The following is a 16,197-nucleotide window of genomic DNA, read 5'->3' on the forward strand; positions in this document are numbered from 1 at the left end:
GGTCAGCGTCCTTCCTCGATCCAGGTGGCGTTCGGGCCGTCGAGCACGATGTCCCAGTGGTAGCCGAGGGAGAACTCGGGCACCGACAGGCCGTGGTCGTAGGCCGCGACGAGCCGCTGCCGCGCGGCGTCGTCGGTCACCGACTGCAGGATCGGGTCGTAGGGGAAGAGCGGGTCGTTGGGGAAGTACATCTGGGTGACGAGCCGCTGGGTGAACGCCGAGCCGAACAGCGAGAAGTGGATGTGCGCCGGGCGCCAGGCGTTGTGGTGGTTGCGCCACGGGTAGGGGCCGGGCTGGATCGTCGTGAAGTGGTACGAGCCGTCGTCGCCGGTGAGGGTGCGGCCGGCGCCGGTGAAGTGGGGGTCCAGCGGGGCGTCGTGCTGCTCGCGCCGGTGGGCGTAGCGCCCGGCCGCGTTGGCCTGCCAGATCTCCACGAGCTGGCCGCGCACCGGACGCCCGTCGCGGTCCAGCAGCCGGCCGGAGACGGTGATGCGCTCACCGATCGGCTCCCCGGTGTGCTGCCGGGTCAGGTCGTTGTCGACCTCGGTCACGTCCCGGTCCCCGAAGGCCGGGGAGGACAGTTCCACCAGCTCGGGGTCCCGGGCGGTGTCGACGGTGACGAGGGGCTGCCGGGGGTGGCGCAGCAGCGAGGACCGGTAGGGGGCGTAGTCGCGGCGGGGGTGGTGCTCGACGGGCGCGCCGTCGGCGGTCCGCTCGCGGTACGCGGTGCGCGCGGCGGCTATCTCCGCGTCGATGTCCGCCTGGGTGAGGGTCATGGTGGGTTCCCTGGGAGTGGTCGGTGGTCGGGTGCGGTCCCCGCCGAGGGGGACCGGGGCCGTGGCCCCGTGTGCGGGGCCGGGGGCGAGGCCGTCCGGCGGCGCGGGGCCCGGGGCGTCGGGGTGCTCCTGGGCCGGGGATGGCGGTGGGGCGGGGGTCCGGTGGTGCGGAGCCGGAGTTCCGCAGACCCTCCGCGCGGGCGCGGCGGGGCCGGTTGCGGGCGGCGCGCCGTCCGGTGCGCGGTCCGGGGTGTCCCCGGCCGTAGCCACCAGCTCGTCCATCCGAGAAGCCCCTCTCCTGCGGGTGCGCCCACGGCCGCGCCGCCGGACCGGGGACCGGGTCCACGGTCCCTGACCGGGTCCCGGACGCCTCCATGTGTGCGACCGGAAGCCGGTGATCCGGAATTAGTCAGGGCACTGACTATTTCGGCGAGGTGCTCCACACGCTGCCATCGCCGGGGCGAACCGTCAAGAGGAGAAGAAACACAAGGTGAGAGACGTGTCAGGGTGCTGATCGAACCCATGAGGGCCGGGGTATCGTCAGTGCACCTACGAAAGTGGACCCAGGGGAGCGCACATGGCAGCGGTCGATCTGACCACCCACCCCGGGCATCTCGCCCGGCGTCTCCAGCAGGCGCACCACCTGCTGTGGAACACCATGGTCTCCGAGGAGACGACCTCGCCGCAGTTCGCCGTCCTCAACACCCTGGTGGCCGAACCGGGGCTCGACCAGCGCACCGTGGGCGAGCGGGTGGGGCTGGACCGGTCCACCATCGCGGAGGTGATCAGCCGCCTCGGCCGCCGGGGGCTGCTGGACAAGGTCCGCGACCCGCACGACGGGCGACGCTTCCTGCTCCGGCTGACCGACGAGGGGCTGCGCGTCCACCGGCGGCTGACCGTGCGCACCGCGCGGATGAACCAGGTCTTCCTCGCCCCGCTCTCCGCCGAGGAGCAGGGGGTCTTCTTCGACCTCGTCCGGCGGCTCGCCGACACCGCCGAGGGGCTCCGCAACCCGGTGCCGCCCGCGACCGCGCGGGCGGACGGCCCGGCGGAGACACCGGCACCCGCGCCCACGGGCGCCTCCGGCTGATCAGGAGTCCGGGGCGAAGACCACCCACACCTGGCCCTCCGCGAAGTTCACCGGCGCGCCGTTCCGGTCGGTGAAGGCCGTGCCCCGCCCGGCCGCCGGCCGCCGCCAGGTCGCCTCGTACGCCCGCCCGTCGCGCAGCACCTCGGCGCGGCCGGCGCCGACCGACTCGGTGTAGGGGGAGTTGCTCCCCCGGAAGTCCTGGAACCGCGACGCGCGCACCCGGACGTGCTGCACCACCACCGTCGCCGGTGCCAGCGGCTCGCCCCCGGCCGTGCGCGCCGGGCTGCCGTCCATGTCGACCAGCCACCGGTGCCGCTCACCGGACCAGGTGAAGGTGAAGCCCGCCGCCGGGTAGCGCACCGAGCGCGAGGAGGCGGCCCGGCCGCCCGCGGGGGCCTCGCCGTAGGAGAAGCCCGTGGTCAGCCCGGCGGCCCCGGCGGGCGCCGGCAGCAGCCGGCCGGGCCGCACGTAGAGGTTGTGCGGGGCGGGGCGCGAACCGTCCCGCTCGTACGCGCCGGGTGCCTTCTCGGGCGTGCGGGCCCGCAGCGGGGCGGCGTCGATCAGCGGCAGCAGCGCGCTCTGCGCGCCGGAGAACGCCAGTTCCGGCCGGTCGAACTGGCGCAGCAGCTCCAGATCGGACTCGCGGGCGCTGCGCACCGGGCCGACCCGGTGCGGCAGCCTGGTCGCGTAGATCGCCATCAGACGGCTCAGCCCCGCCTCGACCGGTTCCACGTAGATGACGTCCGCCGTCTCCAGGCCGGTCTGCGGCCTGGCCCCGCCGACGTTGTCGACCTTCACCGCGAGCACCGGACCGGCGCCGGTCCCCCCGGACGGCCGTCCGGACGGCGTCCGCCCGTCCGGGCCGGAGCCGGTCACGGAGCAGCCCGAGGCCAGCACCGCCGCCAGGACGGCGGCCGACAGGACCGCCCGGACCCCGGCCCGCCCCGCGCCGCTGTTCCGTTCCCGCGTTCCCCGTCGCATCACGACCACCCGCCACCCGTTCCGTGCCGTACATTGTGCGCCGATGAAGACCCCCGGTCCCTACCCGGCCGGATCCGCCCGCGCACCCGGGGCTCCGCCGTCCGGCGCAGCCGGGGCGCGGGGGAGGGCCGCGCGCGAGCCGCGGGCGGCGCGCGGACCGCTCACGGGCCGCCCAGGATCTTCCCCAGGTCGTAGCGGACCGGCTCCTCCAACTGCGCGTAGGTGCAGCTCTCCGGCGTCCGGTCCGGCCGCCAGCGGCGGAACCGGGCCGTGTGGCGGAAGCGTGCCCCGTTCTCCATGTGGTCGTACGCCACCTCCGCGACCCGCTCCGGCCGCAGCGGCACCCACGACAGGTCCTTCCCGCCCGACCAGCGGCTCGGCGCCCCCGGCAGCCGCGCCGAGGCGTGCGCCGCCTCCTCGCCCCACGCCGCCCACGGATGCTCCCGGGCGTCGTCCATGCGCAGCGGCTCCAGCTCCGCCACCAGCTCCGCCCGCCGCTTCATGGTGAACGCCGCGCTCACCCCCACGTGCTGGAGCACGCCCCGGTCGTCGTGGAGGCCGAGCAGCAGGGAGCCGACGACCGGGCCGCTCTTGTGCGGGCGGTACCCGGCGACCACCACGTCCGCCGTCCGCTCGTGCTTCACCTTGAACATCGCCCGCTGGTCCTGGCGGTAGGGCAGCTCCGGCGGCTTGGCGACCACCCCGTCCAGGCCCGCCCCCTCGTACTGCTCGAACCACCGCCGGGCCACCGCCACGTCCCGCGTCGCCGGGGCCAGGTGCACCGGGGCGGTGACCCCAGCCAGCGCCCGGACCAGCAGCGCCCGACGACCGGACAGCGGCACGTCGAGCAGCGACTCGTCGTCCAGGGCCAGCAGGTCGAAGACGACCAGTGAGGACGGGGTCCGCTCCGCCAGCGTCCGCACCCGGGAGTCCGCCGGATGGATGCGCTCGCTCAGCGCGTCGAAGTCCAGCCGCCCCTCCCGCGCGATCACGATCTCCCCGTCCACCACGCACCGCTCCGGCAGCCGCTCCCGCACCGCCGCCACCAGCTCGGGGAAGTACCGGGTCAGCGGCTTGCCGGTACGGCTGCCCAGCTCCACCTCGTCCCCGTCGCGGAACACGATCGCCCGGAACCCGTCCCACTTCGCCTCGTACTGCATGCCGGGCGGGACGTCCTTCACGGACTTGGCGAGCATCGGCTTCACGGGCGGCATCACCGGCAGGTCCATGGTCCGATTCTGCGCGCCCGCGGCCCCGGCCGCCCGATGTGCGCGGCGGCCGGGCCGCGCCTACCGTGGCTCGCATGGCGCGAGCGGTGGAACTGGACGTGGACGGGCGGACCGTGCGGCTCTCCAGCCCCGACAAGGTGTTCTTCCCCGGGCCCGGCTACACCAAGCTGGACGTCGCCCGCTACTACCAGGCCGTCGCCCCCGGCATCCTGCGCGCCCTGCGGGACCGGCCCACCACCCTGGAGCGCCATCCGGACGGCCTCGACGGCGAGTGGTTCTTCCAGAAGCGCGCGCCCAAGGGCATGCCCGACTGGATCCCCACCGCGCACATCACCTTCCCCAGCGGCCGCAGCGCCGACGAGATGTGCCCCACCGAACAGGCCGCCGTCGTCTGGGCCGCCCAGTACGGCACCCTCACCTTCCACCCCTGGCCGGTCCGCCGCGCCGATGTCGACCACCCCGACGAACTGCGCCTCGACCTCGATCCGCAGCCCGGCACGGACTTCGACGACGCGGTCCGCGCAGCCCACGAACTGCGGTCGGTGCTGGAGGAGTTCGGGGGACTGCGGGGCTGGCCCAAGACCTCCGGCGGACGCGGGCTCCATGTCTTCGTGCCCATCGAGCCCCGCTGGACCTTCACCCAGGTACGGCGGGCCGCCATCGCCGCCGGACGCGAACTGGAACGGCGGATGCCGGAGCGGGTCACCACCAAGTGGTGGAAGGAGGAGCGGGGCGAGCGGATCTTCGTCGACTACAACCAGACCGCACGGGACCGCACCATCGCCTCCGCCTACTCGGTGCGCCCCCGCCCGCACGCCCCCGTCTCGGCACCGCTGCGCTGGGACGAGGTGAGCGTGGCGCACCCCCGGGACTTCGACATCCGGACCATGCCCCCGCGGTTCGCCGAACTCGGCGACCTGCACGCGGACATGGACGAGCACGCCTTCTCCCTGGAGGCGCTGCTCGACCTCGCCACGAAGGACGAGCACGACCACGGGCTGGGAGACCTGCCCTATCCGCCCGAGTACCCGAAGATGCCCGGGGAACCGCGGCGGGTGCAGCCGAGCAGGGCCCGGAAGCGCCCTTCGGAGGACGGGCGGGACGAGGGGGCCGGGCGGGAGGGCTGACGGGGGCCGCGCCGATGCCCGGGGCGGCCCTACCGAATCGGCCCGCGGGCCCGAGCCCGTACGGGGGCCGCGCGTCGGTCCCGTACCGGGGTCGGGCGGCGGTCCCCTACTGGGGTAGGGCGGCGGTGCGCAACCGCTGCGTGGGGCCCACGCCCGTACCGGGGCCCGTACCGGTACCGAATCGACGCGGGGGGACCGCGGGGACCGCGCGTAGGCCGGATCCGTACCGTGTCCCAGCGCCGGATCGGCGCCCGGGGCCGTGCCGCGCCCCGGGGCCGGCCCCCGGGGACCGTGCCGCGTCATCCCGTGCTGCGGCGGCGCCGGGGCGCGGCACGACTCCGCAGGCCGTCGCGGTGCCGTGCCGCGCGCGCCGTCACTCCGACCGGGGCGCGGGCGTGAGCACCGCGAAGCGGGCCCCGTACGGGTCGGTGAGCCGGGCCAGGCGGCCGACGCCCTCGATGTCGGTGGCCGGCACCACCACGGTGCCGCCCGTCTCCACGGCGCGGGCGAGGGTGGCGTCGGTGTCGGTCACCGCGAAGTACGGCAGCCAGTGCGGCAGCGTCGCCTCCGAGTCGTCCGCGAGCGGGACGATGCCGCCGAACATGCCCTCCTCGCCCTGTCCGGCGGGGTTCACGCAGGTGTACGTGCCCGCGCCGGGGAAGTCGACGGCGGACGTCTCCAGCCCGAGCACCGCGCCGTAGTAGGCAGCGGCGGCGGCCGTGTCCGGTGTGTACAGCTCGACCCAGCACAGCGCGCCGGGTTCACCGGCGACGTCGAGCCCGGCCCGCTGCCCCGGCTGCCAGATCCCGAACGCCGCCCCCGCCCGGTCGGCCAGGACCGCCATGGTGCCCTGGTCCATCACCTCCATCGGCGGTACCGGCACCGTGCCGTGGGCCGTCTCGGAGGCGGCGGCCGCGGCCCGGGCGTCCGGGCTCCGGAAGTACACCGTCCACGAGGGCGGCCCCTGCTCCGGGCCGGTCTGCATGCCCCCGGCGGCGATCCGGCCGTCCCGTTCGAAGAATCCGTACCCCCCGGCCTCGGGCCCCGCTGAGCGGAACCGCCAGCCGAAGAGGCCGCCGTAGAAGGAGGTGGCGCCGTCGATGTCGGTCGTGCCCACATCGATCCAGTTCGGGGCGCCGGTGACAAAGCGGGTGGTGAGCATGATGGCCCTCCCGGGGAAGGAATCCCGTTGGCTTCCCTGCCGAGTCTTCCACCGACCGCCGCTCGGCGCTTCCGCGCGCCGCCGTGCGCGGCCGGTGCGGCCGAGCCACCATCGTGGGCGGGGCCCGGCCGCGGTGGCGTTGATCCGGCGTTGAGCAAACGTTTTGCGGCGTCGGGCACGCTCGGGCACATGCACTTCGACATGACCGTGACGCCCGGCCTCGACTGGCAGCAGGAGGCCTTGTGCGCGCAGACCGGGGGCGACTTCTTCTTCCCCGAGCCCGGCAGCTCCGTCCGGGACGCGAAGCGGATCTGCGCCATGTGCCCGATCCGCTCGGCCTGCCTGGAGTACGCCCTCGACAACGACGAGCGCTTCGGGGTCTGGGGCGGGCTCTCGGAGAAGGAGCGCCTCGCCCTCAGACGCGCCTCCCTCTGACCCCGCCCCGCTGATCCCCGCCCCGTGGACGGTCGGCTCAGCCCGCGGCGCGGCTCGCCATCCGGGCCTTGCGGGCGGCCAGCCGCTCGTCGAACTTGGCCGCCTCGGCGTCCAGGCCGCCCATGAACAGCCCCAGCTCCTCCTGCGCCCGCAGCCCCTCGGGCCCCAGCCCGTCGATCTCCATGATCCGCAGGAAGCGCAGCACGGGCTGGAGCACGTCGTCGTGGTGGATGCGCAGGTTGTAGACCTCGCCGATGGCCATCTGCGCGGCGGCCCGCTCGAAGCCGGGGATGCCGTGGCCGGGCATGCGGAAGTTGACGACGACGTCCCGCACCGCCCGCATCGTCAGGTCGGGCGCCAGCTCGAAGGCCGCCTTCAGCAGGTTCCGGTAGAAGACCATGTGCAGGTTCTCGTCGGTCGCGATGCGGGCCAGCATGCGGTCGCAGACCGGGTCGCCCGACTGGTGGCCGGTGTTGCGGTGGGAGATGCGGGTCGCCAGCTCCTGGAAGGCCACGTAGGCGATCGAGTGCAGCATCGAGTGGCGGTTGTCCGACTCGAAGCCCTCGCTCATGTGGGACATGCGGAACCGTTCCAGCGCGTCCGGGTCGACGGCGCGCGAGGCGAGCAGGTAGTCGCGCATCACGATGCCGTGCCGGCCCTCCTCCGCCGTCCAGCGGTGCACCCAGGTGCCCCAGGCGCCGTCCCGGCCGAACAGGGTGGCGATCTCGTGGTGGTAGCTGGGCAGGTTGTCCTCCGTCAGCAGGTTCACCACCAGGGCGATCCGGCCGATCTCGGTCACCCCCGACTGCTCCTTGCTCCACGCCTCGCCGTCCTCGAAGAAGGCGGGGAAGTTGCGGCCGTCGCTCCACGGAACGTACTCGTGCGGCATCCAGTCCTTCGTGACGGACAGGTGCCGGTTCAGCTCCTTCTCGACCACTTCCTCCAGCGCGAAGAGCAGGCGGGCGTCGGTCCAGTCGGCGACGGGGCCGAGGGGCGGGGACGTGATCGTCACGGGTACTCCATGGGGACGTGCGGCGAAGCGGGATGCGTCCGGCGAGCGGTGCCGGAACCTACGGAATCGTAGGCTACGAAACCGTAGGTTACGAGACCGTAGGTTAAGCGCGCTGTAAGCGCCTCTGAGCAGGCACGATACGCAACGGGCACGCGCGGCCACGGAACGGTACGGCGTGGCGCGCACGACCCGGAGTGGTTCCGGCGCGCTACGGGAGCGGCCGCGCGGGACGCCGGGCGGGGCAGTGGTCAAGGGCCGGAATCGAGGCCGGGGGAGCGGGGAGGGCACCGGGACCGGAACCGTGTCGGAACCGTCGGGGACCGGCGGAGGGGGCCCGGGCGGGACGGGCCGGCCGTCCGTCGTCGAGTCCACCGCGTCACCGGACCGCCCTGCCGGAGCACGCTCCCCGAACGGGGACCCGGCCGAACCGCTGTCGGCGTGGTTCCGGAACCGGCCGGGGTCCCGCCTTCTGCCGACCGCAGAACACCGGCCCGGCCAGGGGCGATGATCACTACAGTCCAGGCGCATGACGACGGTGACGACGCGTACGATCACATACGCGGCCGACGGACTGACCATGACCGGGCACCTGGCGCTCCCGGCCGGCGCCGGCCGCCGCCCCGGGGTCCTGGTCGGGCCCGAGGGGGTGGGGCTCAGCGGCGTCGAGCGCCGCCGCGCCGACGCGCTCGCCGAACTGGGATACGTGGCGCTGGCCTTCGACCTCCACGGCGGACGCTACCTGAGCGACCCCGAGGAGATGCTGGCCCGTTGCGTGCCGCTGCTCGCCGACCCCGACCGGATGCGGGACATCGGCCACGCGGCGCTCGACGCGCTCCGCGCGGAACCGCGGACCGACCCCGACCGGATCGCCGCCGTCGGCTACGGCACGGGTGGCGCGATCGCGCTGGAACTCGGGCGGGACGGAGCCGACCTGCGCGCGATCGGCACGGTCAACGGACTGACCACGGGCCGACCGGGCGAGGCGGCGCGCATCCGCTGCCCGGTGTGGGCCGGGGTCGGGTCACAGGACCCGATCATGCCGCCCGCTCAACGGACCGCGTTCACCGCCGAGATGCGGGCCGCGGGCATCGACTGGCGCCTCACGGTCTACGGCGGCGCCCTGCACGCCTTCCACCACCCGCCGGTCGACCACCCGGTGCTCCCCGGCGTCGGCCATCACCCGGGTCACGCGCGGCGGGCCTGGCGTGACGTCGTCGACCTGCTCGCCGAGTGCCTGCCCGTCGCGGAGTGACCCGATCGGCGACCGGGGCCCTCGCCGGGCCGGACGGCACGGCCACGAGCGGGACCTGGTTCTTCCGCACGGTGGCCCGAGCGATCCGGCCAAGGGGTGGGAACCAGCGGGTTCCGGGCCCGGATTAGGGCGGGCGCCGGGGCCGGACCAGGGCGGGCGCCGGGGCCGGGAGCCCGGGCCCGGGCTTCCGGCTGGGGGCGCGCGGGTCCGGTCAGGCGTTCGGCGCGCCGATCGCCTCCGGTGTGGTCTCCGTCAGCTCCCCCTCCTCCAGCAGCAGCCACCGCGTGATGCCCAGCGAGGCGAGGAACGGCAGGTCGTGGCTGGCCACCAGCAGCGCGCCCTCGTAGGACTCCAGGGCCGTGGTGAGCTGGCGGACGCTCGCCATGTCCAGGTTGTTCGTCGGCTCGTCCAGCATCAGGAGCTGGGGCGCCGGATCGGCCAGCATCAGCGCGGCCAGCGAGGCCCGGAAGCGCTCGCCGCCGGACAGGGTGCCCGCCTTCTGGTCGGCCCGGGAGCCCCGGAACAGGAAGCGCGCCAGCCGCGACCTGATCAGGTTGTTGGTGGCGCCGGGCGCGAACCGGGCCACGTTCTCCGCGACGCTCAGCTCCGCGTCCAGGAGGTCCAGCCGCTGCGGCAGGAACCGCGTCGGCACGTGCGCCGTCGCCTCGCCCGAGACGGGTGCCAGCTCCCCGGCGACGGTGCGCAGCAGTGTCGTCTTGCCCGCGCCGTTGCGTCCGACCAGGGCGATGCGCTCGGGTCCGTGCAGGTCGTACCCGCCGGTCACGCGCGCGCCGTGGGCCAGCTCCAGATCGCGCAGCGTCAGCACCGAGCGGCCCGGCGGCACCGCCGTGTACGGAAGGTCGACGCGGATCTCGTCGTCGTCCCGCACGGCCTCCACCGCGTCGTCGAGCCGCTCCCTGGCCTCGGCCAGCTTCTCCTCGTGCATGATCCGGTGCTTGCCCGCGGACTGCTGGGCCGCGTTCTTGCGCATCCCCATGACGATCTTCGGTTCGCGCTTCTGCTCCTGCATCTTCTGGCCGTAGCGCTTGCGGCGGGCCAGTTTGACCTGTGCGTCCACCAGTTCGCGCTTCTGCTTGCGCAGATCGGCCTCGGCGACGCGGACCAGGCGCTCGGCGGCGTCCTGCTCGACGGCGAGGGCCTCCTCGTAGGCGCTGAAGTTGCCGCCGAACCAGGTGAGGGAGCCCGCGCGCAGGTCCGCGATCTGGTCCACGCGCTCCAGCAGCTCCCGGTCGTGGCTGACGACGATCATGACGCCCTGCCAGGAGGCGACCGCCGCGTGCAGCCGCCGCCGGGCGTGGAGGTCGAGGTTGTTGGTCGGTTCGTCCAGCAGCAGGACGTCCGGGCGGCGCAGCAGCAGCGCCGCGAGCCGGAGCAGCACGGACTCGCCGCCGGACAGCTCACCGGCGGTGCGGTCGAGGCCGATGCTCCCGAGGCCGAGTTCGCCGAGGGTGGCGAGGGCGCGCTCCTCGACGTCCCAGTCGTCGCCGACGGTCTCGAAGTGCTCCTCGGCGACGTCGCCGGACTCGATGGCGTGCAGCGCGGCCCGCTGGGCGGCGATGCCGAGCGCCTCGTCCACCCGGAGGGCGGTGTCGAGGGTGACGTTCTGCGGGAGGTAGCCGGAGGTCCCGGCCACGCGGACGGTTCCGTCGGCCGGGGTGAGCCGGCCGGCGATCAGTTTCAACAGGGTGGACTTGCCAGACCCGTTGACGCCGACGAGCCCGGTCCTTCCGGGGCCGAAGGCGGCGTCGAGTCCCTCGAAGACGGCCGTGCCGTCGGGCCAGGCGAACGAGAGGGACGTACAGGTGACGGAATGAGCCATACGGGGTCTCCGCGGTTGCGTGATGCGGTCAGGGGCAAACGCGTATCGAGACACTGGGAGGCGGCGACCCGCCGTCGGCCGGAGAGAGGTGAGGCCCGGGGAGCGTGGGAAACGGGAAGGATCCTGCTCCGCAAGGACGGCTCTGACGCCGAGGTCGCACGCGGCGTCCCCACGAGAACGGGGGACACGGTGTCTCAGGACCTCAGACGAGCAACGTCCTTCTCCAATCGGCGGCAACAGAAGCACGTACAACGTAGCAGGGCGGCGGGGAGCGGTGTCAACGCGATTTCCGCCCGCCGGGCGGCGGGGGGCCGAAGGCGTCGGGCGGGCTCCAGCGGCCCCGGCGGCCCCGGGGACGGGGCTCCGGGTGGTCCCGGTCGCCCGGACCCGCCGGTTCCATCGGTCCTGCCGGTCCTGCCGGTCCTGCCGGTCCTGCCGGTCCCGGTGGGCCCGAACGGGCACCGCCCGTGCCCTCCCCGGCACGCCTCGCCGCCCGCCCTCCGGCGCCGCTCCCGGACCGGCGGCTTCCGTGCCCGCGAACCCCTGTACCGGCGCCCCCCGTGCCGGCGATTCCCGTAACCGTGACTTCCGCTTCGACGACCTCCCTGCCCGCCACCCCCGTTCCCACGATCCCGAGGAGGCCCCGTGCCCGATCGCCCACTCTCCGTCCCGGCCCGGCTCTGCCTGCTGGGCTGGGACGCCGCGCGGCCCGGGAGCGCCGATGCCGCAGGGCTGCGCCGTCTGGTGCGGGCCGGTGCCCTCGCGGAGCTGGCCCGGAGCGGCCTGCTGGTCGACCAGGACGGTGTCGCGGTGCCCGCCGGACCGGACGACGCCTGCGGCGACGCGGTCCTCGACGGGCTGCTGGAGCTCGTCCGTGAGTCCGTGCCGCGCCGGTGGCGCGGCTGGGTGCGGCCGTACGCGCGGGTGACCTTCGACGCCGTACGGGAGCAGTTGGTCGCCGACGGGTTCCTGCGCGCCGAGCGGAGGCGGGTGCTCGGGGTGTTCCCGTCGGTGGACCACGTCGTGGCGCGGCCGGGCGTGGCACGGTCGCTGCGGGAGGCGGTGCGCGATGTGCTGGACGGTGCGCTGCCGGTGGCCGAGGTCCCGGAGCGGGACGCCGCCGTCGCCGCCCTCGCGGGAGCGGCCGGGTTGCGCACGCTCGGCGGCGGCCGGACCGCCCCGGACCGGGAGCGCCGCCTCGACGCGCTGACCGTCCGCGCGGGAACCGGGGCCCCGGCGGCCCGCAGGGCCCTGCGGGAGCTGAGGGCGGCGGTGGCCGCGGAGCCGGAACGGCCCGGGGTGCCGACCGGCGGCTGACGGCCGCGGAGCCCTCCGGGGAACGGGCGGCCCGGGGCGTGCGCGGTGCCTGGGCGGACACCACGGGCGGCACGGCCCCGTCCGCGCGTCAGACCGCCCCGCGCGTCAGACCGCCCCGCGCGTCAGACCGCCGCGGGCGGCAGACACCGGGCGGCAGGGGCACATGACGGGAGGGCAGCAGGCAGGAGAGGGGGCGAGGCTCGCACCCCCGGGGCACCCCTCCGTCAGCACGTGCCGCGCATCAGCTCCGCCAGTTCGTGGTCCAGGTCGAGCTGGAGGTGTTCGTGCCCGGACGGCACCAGTTCGTCCGTCGCCCGCAGGAACCGGCGCAGCTCGCCGGAGCGCACGTGGACGACGGCGGTGCCCTCGGGGGCGTGGAACTCCAGCACGGTGCGGTCGTACCCGTAAGGACGTATCCGGACGTCGCCGTGGCCGTCCGGCTCGCGCATCCCGGAGACGAGCAGTTCCCGGGAGAAGATCCAGCACACCTCCACGCCCTCCAGGGTGGCCGGGGCCGGGAAGGTCATGCTCACGGCGAACGGATCGCTCCGCTCGTAGCGCAGGACGGCGGGAATGCTCGGCATGCGCGGCGCGGCGGCGACGAGGCGTGCCTCGACGGGCTGCTCGATGACGGTGGACAACGCCTTGCTCCCTCGTGACGGCTGGAATGCTGGACGGGGTGGTGCGGGCCGGCACTGGAAGAGACGCCGGAAGCGGCCGATCCGTGCACACGGGATCCGAGTGACCTGTGTCACCGCGTTCATGCGCGGGGCGGTCGGCGTGATCTTCTCCGCCCCCGTCGGGCGGCTCGGCGCACCGCGGCTGACGTCACGTCAAATCGCTTCGGGTGGAGGACGGTTGGCCCTCTCCGGCATTCCGCGCGCGGTGCTCCGCGCGTCCCCGGGGGCGGGCCCTCTGGACGGCGCCGAGGGCGGTCGGCTAGCTTCGCCCGCCATGAGGCGCTTGGGGAGCACGCGACGCACGGTACGCACCACTCCGGACCCGGCCGGGAGGCCCGCCGGGAGCCCCGGCGGGCGCGCGGTACGGCTGGCAGTCGCCGGAGCGGCGTGCGTCGCCGCGCTGGCCGCCCTGACCGCCGCCCCCGCCGAGGCGGGCCCCCACCGCTCCCCGCACTGGGAACTGACGGACACCGGGGCCCCCGACGCACGCTTCCGGGGGCTCGCGGCCGTCGACCGGCGCACCGCCTGGGCGGCCGGAAGCGGCGGCACCGTCCTGCGCACCACCGACGGCGGCGCCACCTGGCGCGACGTCTCGCCGCCCGGGGCCGGGGCGCTCCAGTTCCGGGACATCGAGGCGTTCGACGCCCGCCGCGCGGTGGCCCTGACCATCGGCGAGGGCGAGGACTCCCGCGTCTACCGCACCGAAGACGGCGGGGCGACCTGGGCCGAGTCCTTCCGCAACACCGACCCCCGGGCCTTCTACGACTGCCTGGCCTTCTTCGACCGCCGCCACGGGCTCGCCGTGAGCGACCCGGTCGACGGCCGGTTCCGCGTGCTGTCCACCTCCGACGGCGGCCGTTCCTGGCGGGTGCTGCCCGACCGGGGCATGCCCGCCGCGCAGGACGGCGAGGCCGCCTTCGCCGCGGGCGGCCAGTGCCTCGTCACCGCCGGCCCCCGGGACGCCTGGATCGCCACCGGCGGCGCCGCCCGTGCCCGGGTGCTGCACACCGCCGACCGGGGCCTGACCTGGAAGGCGTCCGACGCGCCCGTCCCGGCGGGCGACCCGGCCCGGGGCGTCTTCGCCCTCGCCTTCCGCGACCGCGCCCACGGCCTCGCCGTCGGCGGCGACTACCGCCCCGACCAGGCGTCCCCGCGCTCCGCCGCCCGCAGCGCCGACGGCGGCCGGGGCTGGACGCCCGCCGCCCGGCCCCCGGCGGCCTACCGCTCGGGTGTCGCCTGGCTTCCGCACGACCGCGCCTCCGCCCTCGCCGTCGGGCCCACCGGCACCGACCTCACCACGGACGGCGGCCGCACCTGGCGCACGGTCGACACCGGCTCCTACGACACGGTCGACTGCGCCCCGGACCGGAGTTGCTGGGCCGCCGGTGAACGCGGCAGGGTGGCCCGGCTGGAACGCTGACCCGAGCCCGCTGGACTGCCCGGGCCCGCCGGACTGCCCGGGCCCGGCCGGCGCTCCCGCCGCTCCCGCCGCCGACCGCTCCCGTCCGCGCTCCCGCCGGGCCGGGGCGACTCGGCCCGGCGGGAGCAACCGGTCCCCGTACAGGGCACGCCGCTCACGACCGGCCGTGCCCGCGCACCGGTCCGTGGGCGCGCAAGGGGACGGCGACGGCCGGGGCCGCCGTGGCGATCAGCCACCGGTCCGTGGGCGCGGAAGGGGGTGGACGCACCACGCAGATACCCCTCCGGGCGGGAGCGCCGGTACGAGCGCATCGAGGAGGGCGCCAGGGACCGGGGCGGGGGAACCCGGCGGGCCGGGGAGAGCGGGCACGCGCCGTGGGCGAGGGGCGCGCCCGCTCCGGCGGGTCCAGGACGGTGAGCCGTCCTTCCGCGGCGGACGTCTCCTCCGGCGGGCGCGGCGGGCTCGGCTCCGGTCGGGGTACCCGGGGCCCGGCCACCATCAGGCGTACGAGGAGACCGGGCGCCGCCGCGGCGTCGGCGGCCGTCCGCGGACGGACCAGGACGGCCCGCGGCGGGCAGCGGGCCGGGGCGGCCGGGCCGTTCAGCGCGGGCTCTCCCGGTGGGCGGCCAGCTCCGGCGCCGTCCTCGTCGCGACGAACTCCGTGACCCGGTAGGCGCACACACCCGCCGTGACGAACGGGTCGCCCGCCACGATCTCCTCGATCCGCGCCCGGTCCGGCGCCACCACGACGAGCACCCCGCCGTCGCGGGGCTCCTTGCGGCCGGAGGCAAGGACCAGTCCCTGGTCGTAGAGGCCGTCGAGCCAGGCCACGTGCTCCTCCAGCACGGCGTCGACGGCGGCGAGCGGGGCGGTGTAGGACAACTCCAGTACGAACATGGGCGCGAGCCTACTGCGGCCGTCCCGTAGGGTTGCGGCCACCATGACCACCGAGACCTCCCGGGTGGGTGTTCCCGCCGACTGGCCCGCGACCGAGGAGCGCGCCCGCGCCGTCCAGGACGCCCTGCGCGCCCGGGTGGTGCTGGACGAGACCGGCCCGGAGCCCGGCACCGGCCGGGTGACCGGGGTGGACGTGGCCTACGACGACGAGCGGGACGTCGTCGCCGCCGCGGCCGTCGTCCTGGACGCCTCGCCCCTGGCCGTGGTCGCCGAGGCCACCGCCGTGGGACGGATCTCGTTCCCCTACGTGCCGGGGCTGCTGGCCTTCCGGGAGATCCCCACCGTGCTCGCGGCGCTCGGCGCGCTGCCCTGTCCGCCCGGCCTGGTGGTCTGCGACGGCTACGGCCTCGCCCACCCGCGCCGCTTCGGCCTCGCCAGCCACCTCGGGGTGCTCACCGGGCTGCCCACCGTCGGCGTCGCGAAGAACCCGTTCGCCTTCACCCACGACGAACCGGACGCTCCGCGCGGCAGTACGGCGCCGCTGCTCGCCGGGACGGAGGTGGTCGGGCGGGCGGTGCGCACCCGGACGGGCGTCAAGCCGGTCTTCGTCTCCGTCGGCCACCGGGTGAGCCTCGGCAACGCCTGCGCGCACACGCTGGCACTGACCCCCTCCTACCGGCTGCCGGAGACCACCCGCAGGGCGGACGCCCTCTGCCGCGCCGCCCTGCGGACGCCCGGTAGGGCCTACGGCACCACGCTCCAGCGGCCCACCTCCTCGTACCCGGAGTCGTGGAGGGCCGCGCCGTCGCCGGGGCGCAGCGCGTAGTGGTGCAGGTTGCCGCCCCAGTACCGCAGGATGCGCTGGAGTTCGCCGACGGGGTCGGCGGCGACCGCGCCGTCGTCCAGGGTGACTTCGAGAAGGAACTTCGCCATGCCTCAAGGGTGTCATTGACGTCCCCGGGAAGACTTCGCTCCGGCC

16 protein-coding genes are annotated in these 16,197 nt (G+C 75.3%); 7 read left to right on the forward strand and 9 right to left on the reverse strand.

Annotation, left to right across the window (positions count from 1 at the left end):
• Positions 1 to 2: 2 nt before the first annotated feature.
• On the reverse strand, positions 3 to 776 hold the full coding sequence (gene pcaH / locus GTY84_RS19505; RefSeq protein ID WP_161227582.1) for a protocatechuate 3,4-dioxygenase subunit beta: 774 nt from the start codon (positions 774 to 776) through the stop codon (positions 3 to 5).
• Positions 777 to 1,353: 577 nt separating this feature from the next.
• Between pcaH and GTY84_RS19510 the strand changes: the two genes are divergently transcribed.
• Positions 1,354 to 1,866 (forward strand): MarR family transcriptional regulator, encoded by a 513-nt coding sequence (locus GTY84_RS19510; protein ID WP_161227583.1) that lies wholly within the window; start codon positions 1,354 to 1,356, stop codon positions 1,864 to 1,866.
• Here the strand turns inward: GTY84_RS19510 and GTY84_RS19515 are convergent, their stop codons facing one another.
• Both GTY84_RS19515 and GTY84_RS19520 read right to left on the reverse strand, forming a co-directional pair.
• Complete coding sequence (locus GTY84_RS19515; protein ID WP_161227584.1) at positions 1,867 to 2,847, reverse strand: DUF3048 domain-containing protein; 981 nt, start codon at positions 2,845 to 2,847, stop codon at positions 1,867 to 1,869. It abuts the gene before it with no gap.
• A gap of 161 nt (positions 2,848 to 3,008) precedes the next feature.
• Entirely contained in the window at positions 3,009 to 4,076 is a 1,068-nt protein-coding gene (locus tag GTY84_RS19520) for an ATP-dependent DNA ligase (protein ID WP_161227585.1), read from the reverse strand.
• Positions 4,077 to 4,150: 74 nt separating this feature from the next.
• On the opposite strand from GTY84_RS19520, the gene ligD reads away from it, so the two are divergent.
• On the forward strand, positions 4,151 to 5,203 hold the full coding sequence (gene ligD / locus GTY84_RS19525; RefSeq protein ID WP_161227586.1) for a non-homologous end-joining DNA ligase: 1,053 nt from the start codon (positions 4,151 to 4,153) through the stop codon (positions 5,201 to 5,203).
• Positions 5,204 to 5,576: 373 nt separating this feature from the next.
• On the opposite strand, the gene GTY84_RS19530 is transcribed toward ligD, so the two are convergent.
• Positions 5,577 to 6,365: a VOC family protein gene (locus tag GTY84_RS19530; RefSeq protein WP_161227587.1), complete on the reverse strand. Its 789-nt coding sequence runs from the start codon at positions 6,363 to 6,365 to the stop codon at positions 5,577 to 5,579.
• Between the two features lie 189 nt (positions 6,366 to 6,554).
• Here GTY84_RS19530 and GTY84_RS19535 point away from each other — a divergent pair, with 189 nt between their 5' ends.
• Positions 6,555 to 6,800, forward strand: a complete 246-nt coding sequence (locus GTY84_RS19535) for a WhiB family transcriptional regulator (protein ID WP_161227608.1) — start codon at positions 6,555 to 6,557, stop codon at positions 6,798 to 6,800.
• A 37-nt stretch (positions 6,801 to 6,837) separates the two neighbouring features.
• Here the strand turns inward: GTY84_RS19535 and GTY84_RS19540 are convergent, their stop codons facing one another.
• Positions 6,838 to 7,812: an acyl-ACP desaturase gene (locus GTY84_RS19540; RefSeq protein WP_161227588.1), complete on the reverse strand. Its 975-nt coding sequence runs from the start codon at positions 7,810 to 7,812 to the stop codon at positions 6,838 to 6,840.
• 526 nt (positions 7,813 to 8,338) lie between these two features.
• Here GTY84_RS19540 and GTY84_RS19545 point away from each other — a divergent pair.
• A complete protein-coding gene (locus GTY84_RS19545) occupies positions 8,339 to 9,064 on the forward strand; it encodes a dienelactone hydrolase family protein (protein ID WP_161227589.1) in 726 nt (241 codons plus the stop codon).
• A gap of 211 nt (positions 9,065 to 9,275) precedes the next feature.
• Here the strand turns inward: GTY84_RS19545 and GTY84_RS19550 are convergent, their stop codons facing one another.
• Positions 9,276 to 10,904 (reverse strand): ABC-F family ATP-binding cassette domain-containing protein, encoded by a 1,629-nt coding sequence (locus GTY84_RS19550; protein WP_161227590.1) that lies wholly within the window; start codon positions 10,902 to 10,904, stop codon positions 9,276 to 9,278.
• 645 nt (positions 10,905 to 11,549) lie between these two features.
• Here GTY84_RS19550 and GTY84_RS19555 point away from each other — a divergent pair.
• Complete coding sequence (locus tag GTY84_RS19555; protein ID WP_161227591.1) at positions 11,550 to 12,221, forward strand: GPP34 family phosphoprotein; 672 nt, start codon at positions 11,550 to 11,552, stop codon at positions 12,219 to 12,221.
• 224 nt (positions 12,222 to 12,445) lie between these two features.
• Here GTY84_RS19555 and GTY84_RS19560 read toward each other — a convergent pair whose 3' ends face one another.
• Positions 12,446 to 12,862 (reverse strand): SsgA family sporulation/cell division regulator, encoded by a 417-nt coding sequence (locus tag GTY84_RS19560; protein WP_161227592.1) that lies wholly within the window; start codon positions 12,860 to 12,862, stop codon positions 12,446 to 12,448.
• A 406-nt stretch (positions 12,863 to 13,268) separates the two neighbouring features.
• Between GTY84_RS19560 and GTY84_RS19565 the strand changes: the two genes are divergently transcribed.
• Positions 13,269 to 14,321, forward strand: coding sequence for an oxidoreductase (locus GTY84_RS19565; RefSeq protein ID WP_161227609.1), 1,053 nt, complete (start codon positions 13,269 to 13,271; stop codon positions 14,319 to 14,321).
• 600 nt (positions 14,322 to 14,921) lie between these two features.
• Here the strand turns inward: GTY84_RS19565 and GTY84_RS19570 are convergent.
• Complete coding sequence (locus GTY84_RS19570) at positions 14,922 to 15,218, reverse strand: YciI family protein (protein ID WP_161227593.1); 297 nt, start codon at positions 15,216 to 15,218, stop codon at positions 14,922 to 14,924.
• A 43-nt stretch (positions 15,219 to 15,261) separates the two neighbouring features.
• Between GTY84_RS19570 and GTY84_RS19575 the strand changes: the two genes are divergently transcribed.
• On the forward strand, positions 15,262 to 16,044 hold the full coding sequence (locus GTY84_RS19575) for an endonuclease V (protein WP_237532403.1): 783 nt from the start codon (positions 15,262 to 15,264) through the stop codon (positions 16,042 to 16,044).
• On the opposite strand, the gene GTY84_RS19580 is transcribed toward GTY84_RS19575, so the two are convergent.
• Positions 15,963 to 16,151 carry a hypothetical protein gene (locus GTY84_RS19580; protein WP_161227594.1) on the reverse strand — a complete coding sequence of 63 codons (189 nt, stop codon included), beginning with the start codon at positions 16,149 to 16,151 and terminating at the stop codon, positions 15,963 to 15,965. The two genes, GTY84_RS19575 and GTY84_RS19580, sit on opposite strands and share 82 nt — an antisense overlap.
• Positions 16,152 to 16,197: the final 46 nt, after the last annotated feature.

It is taken from the genome of Streptomyces sp. SID8352 (genome assembly GCF_009862265.1).
Lineage (GTDB): Bacteria > Actinomycetota > Actinomycetes > Streptomycetales > Streptomycetaceae > Streptomyces.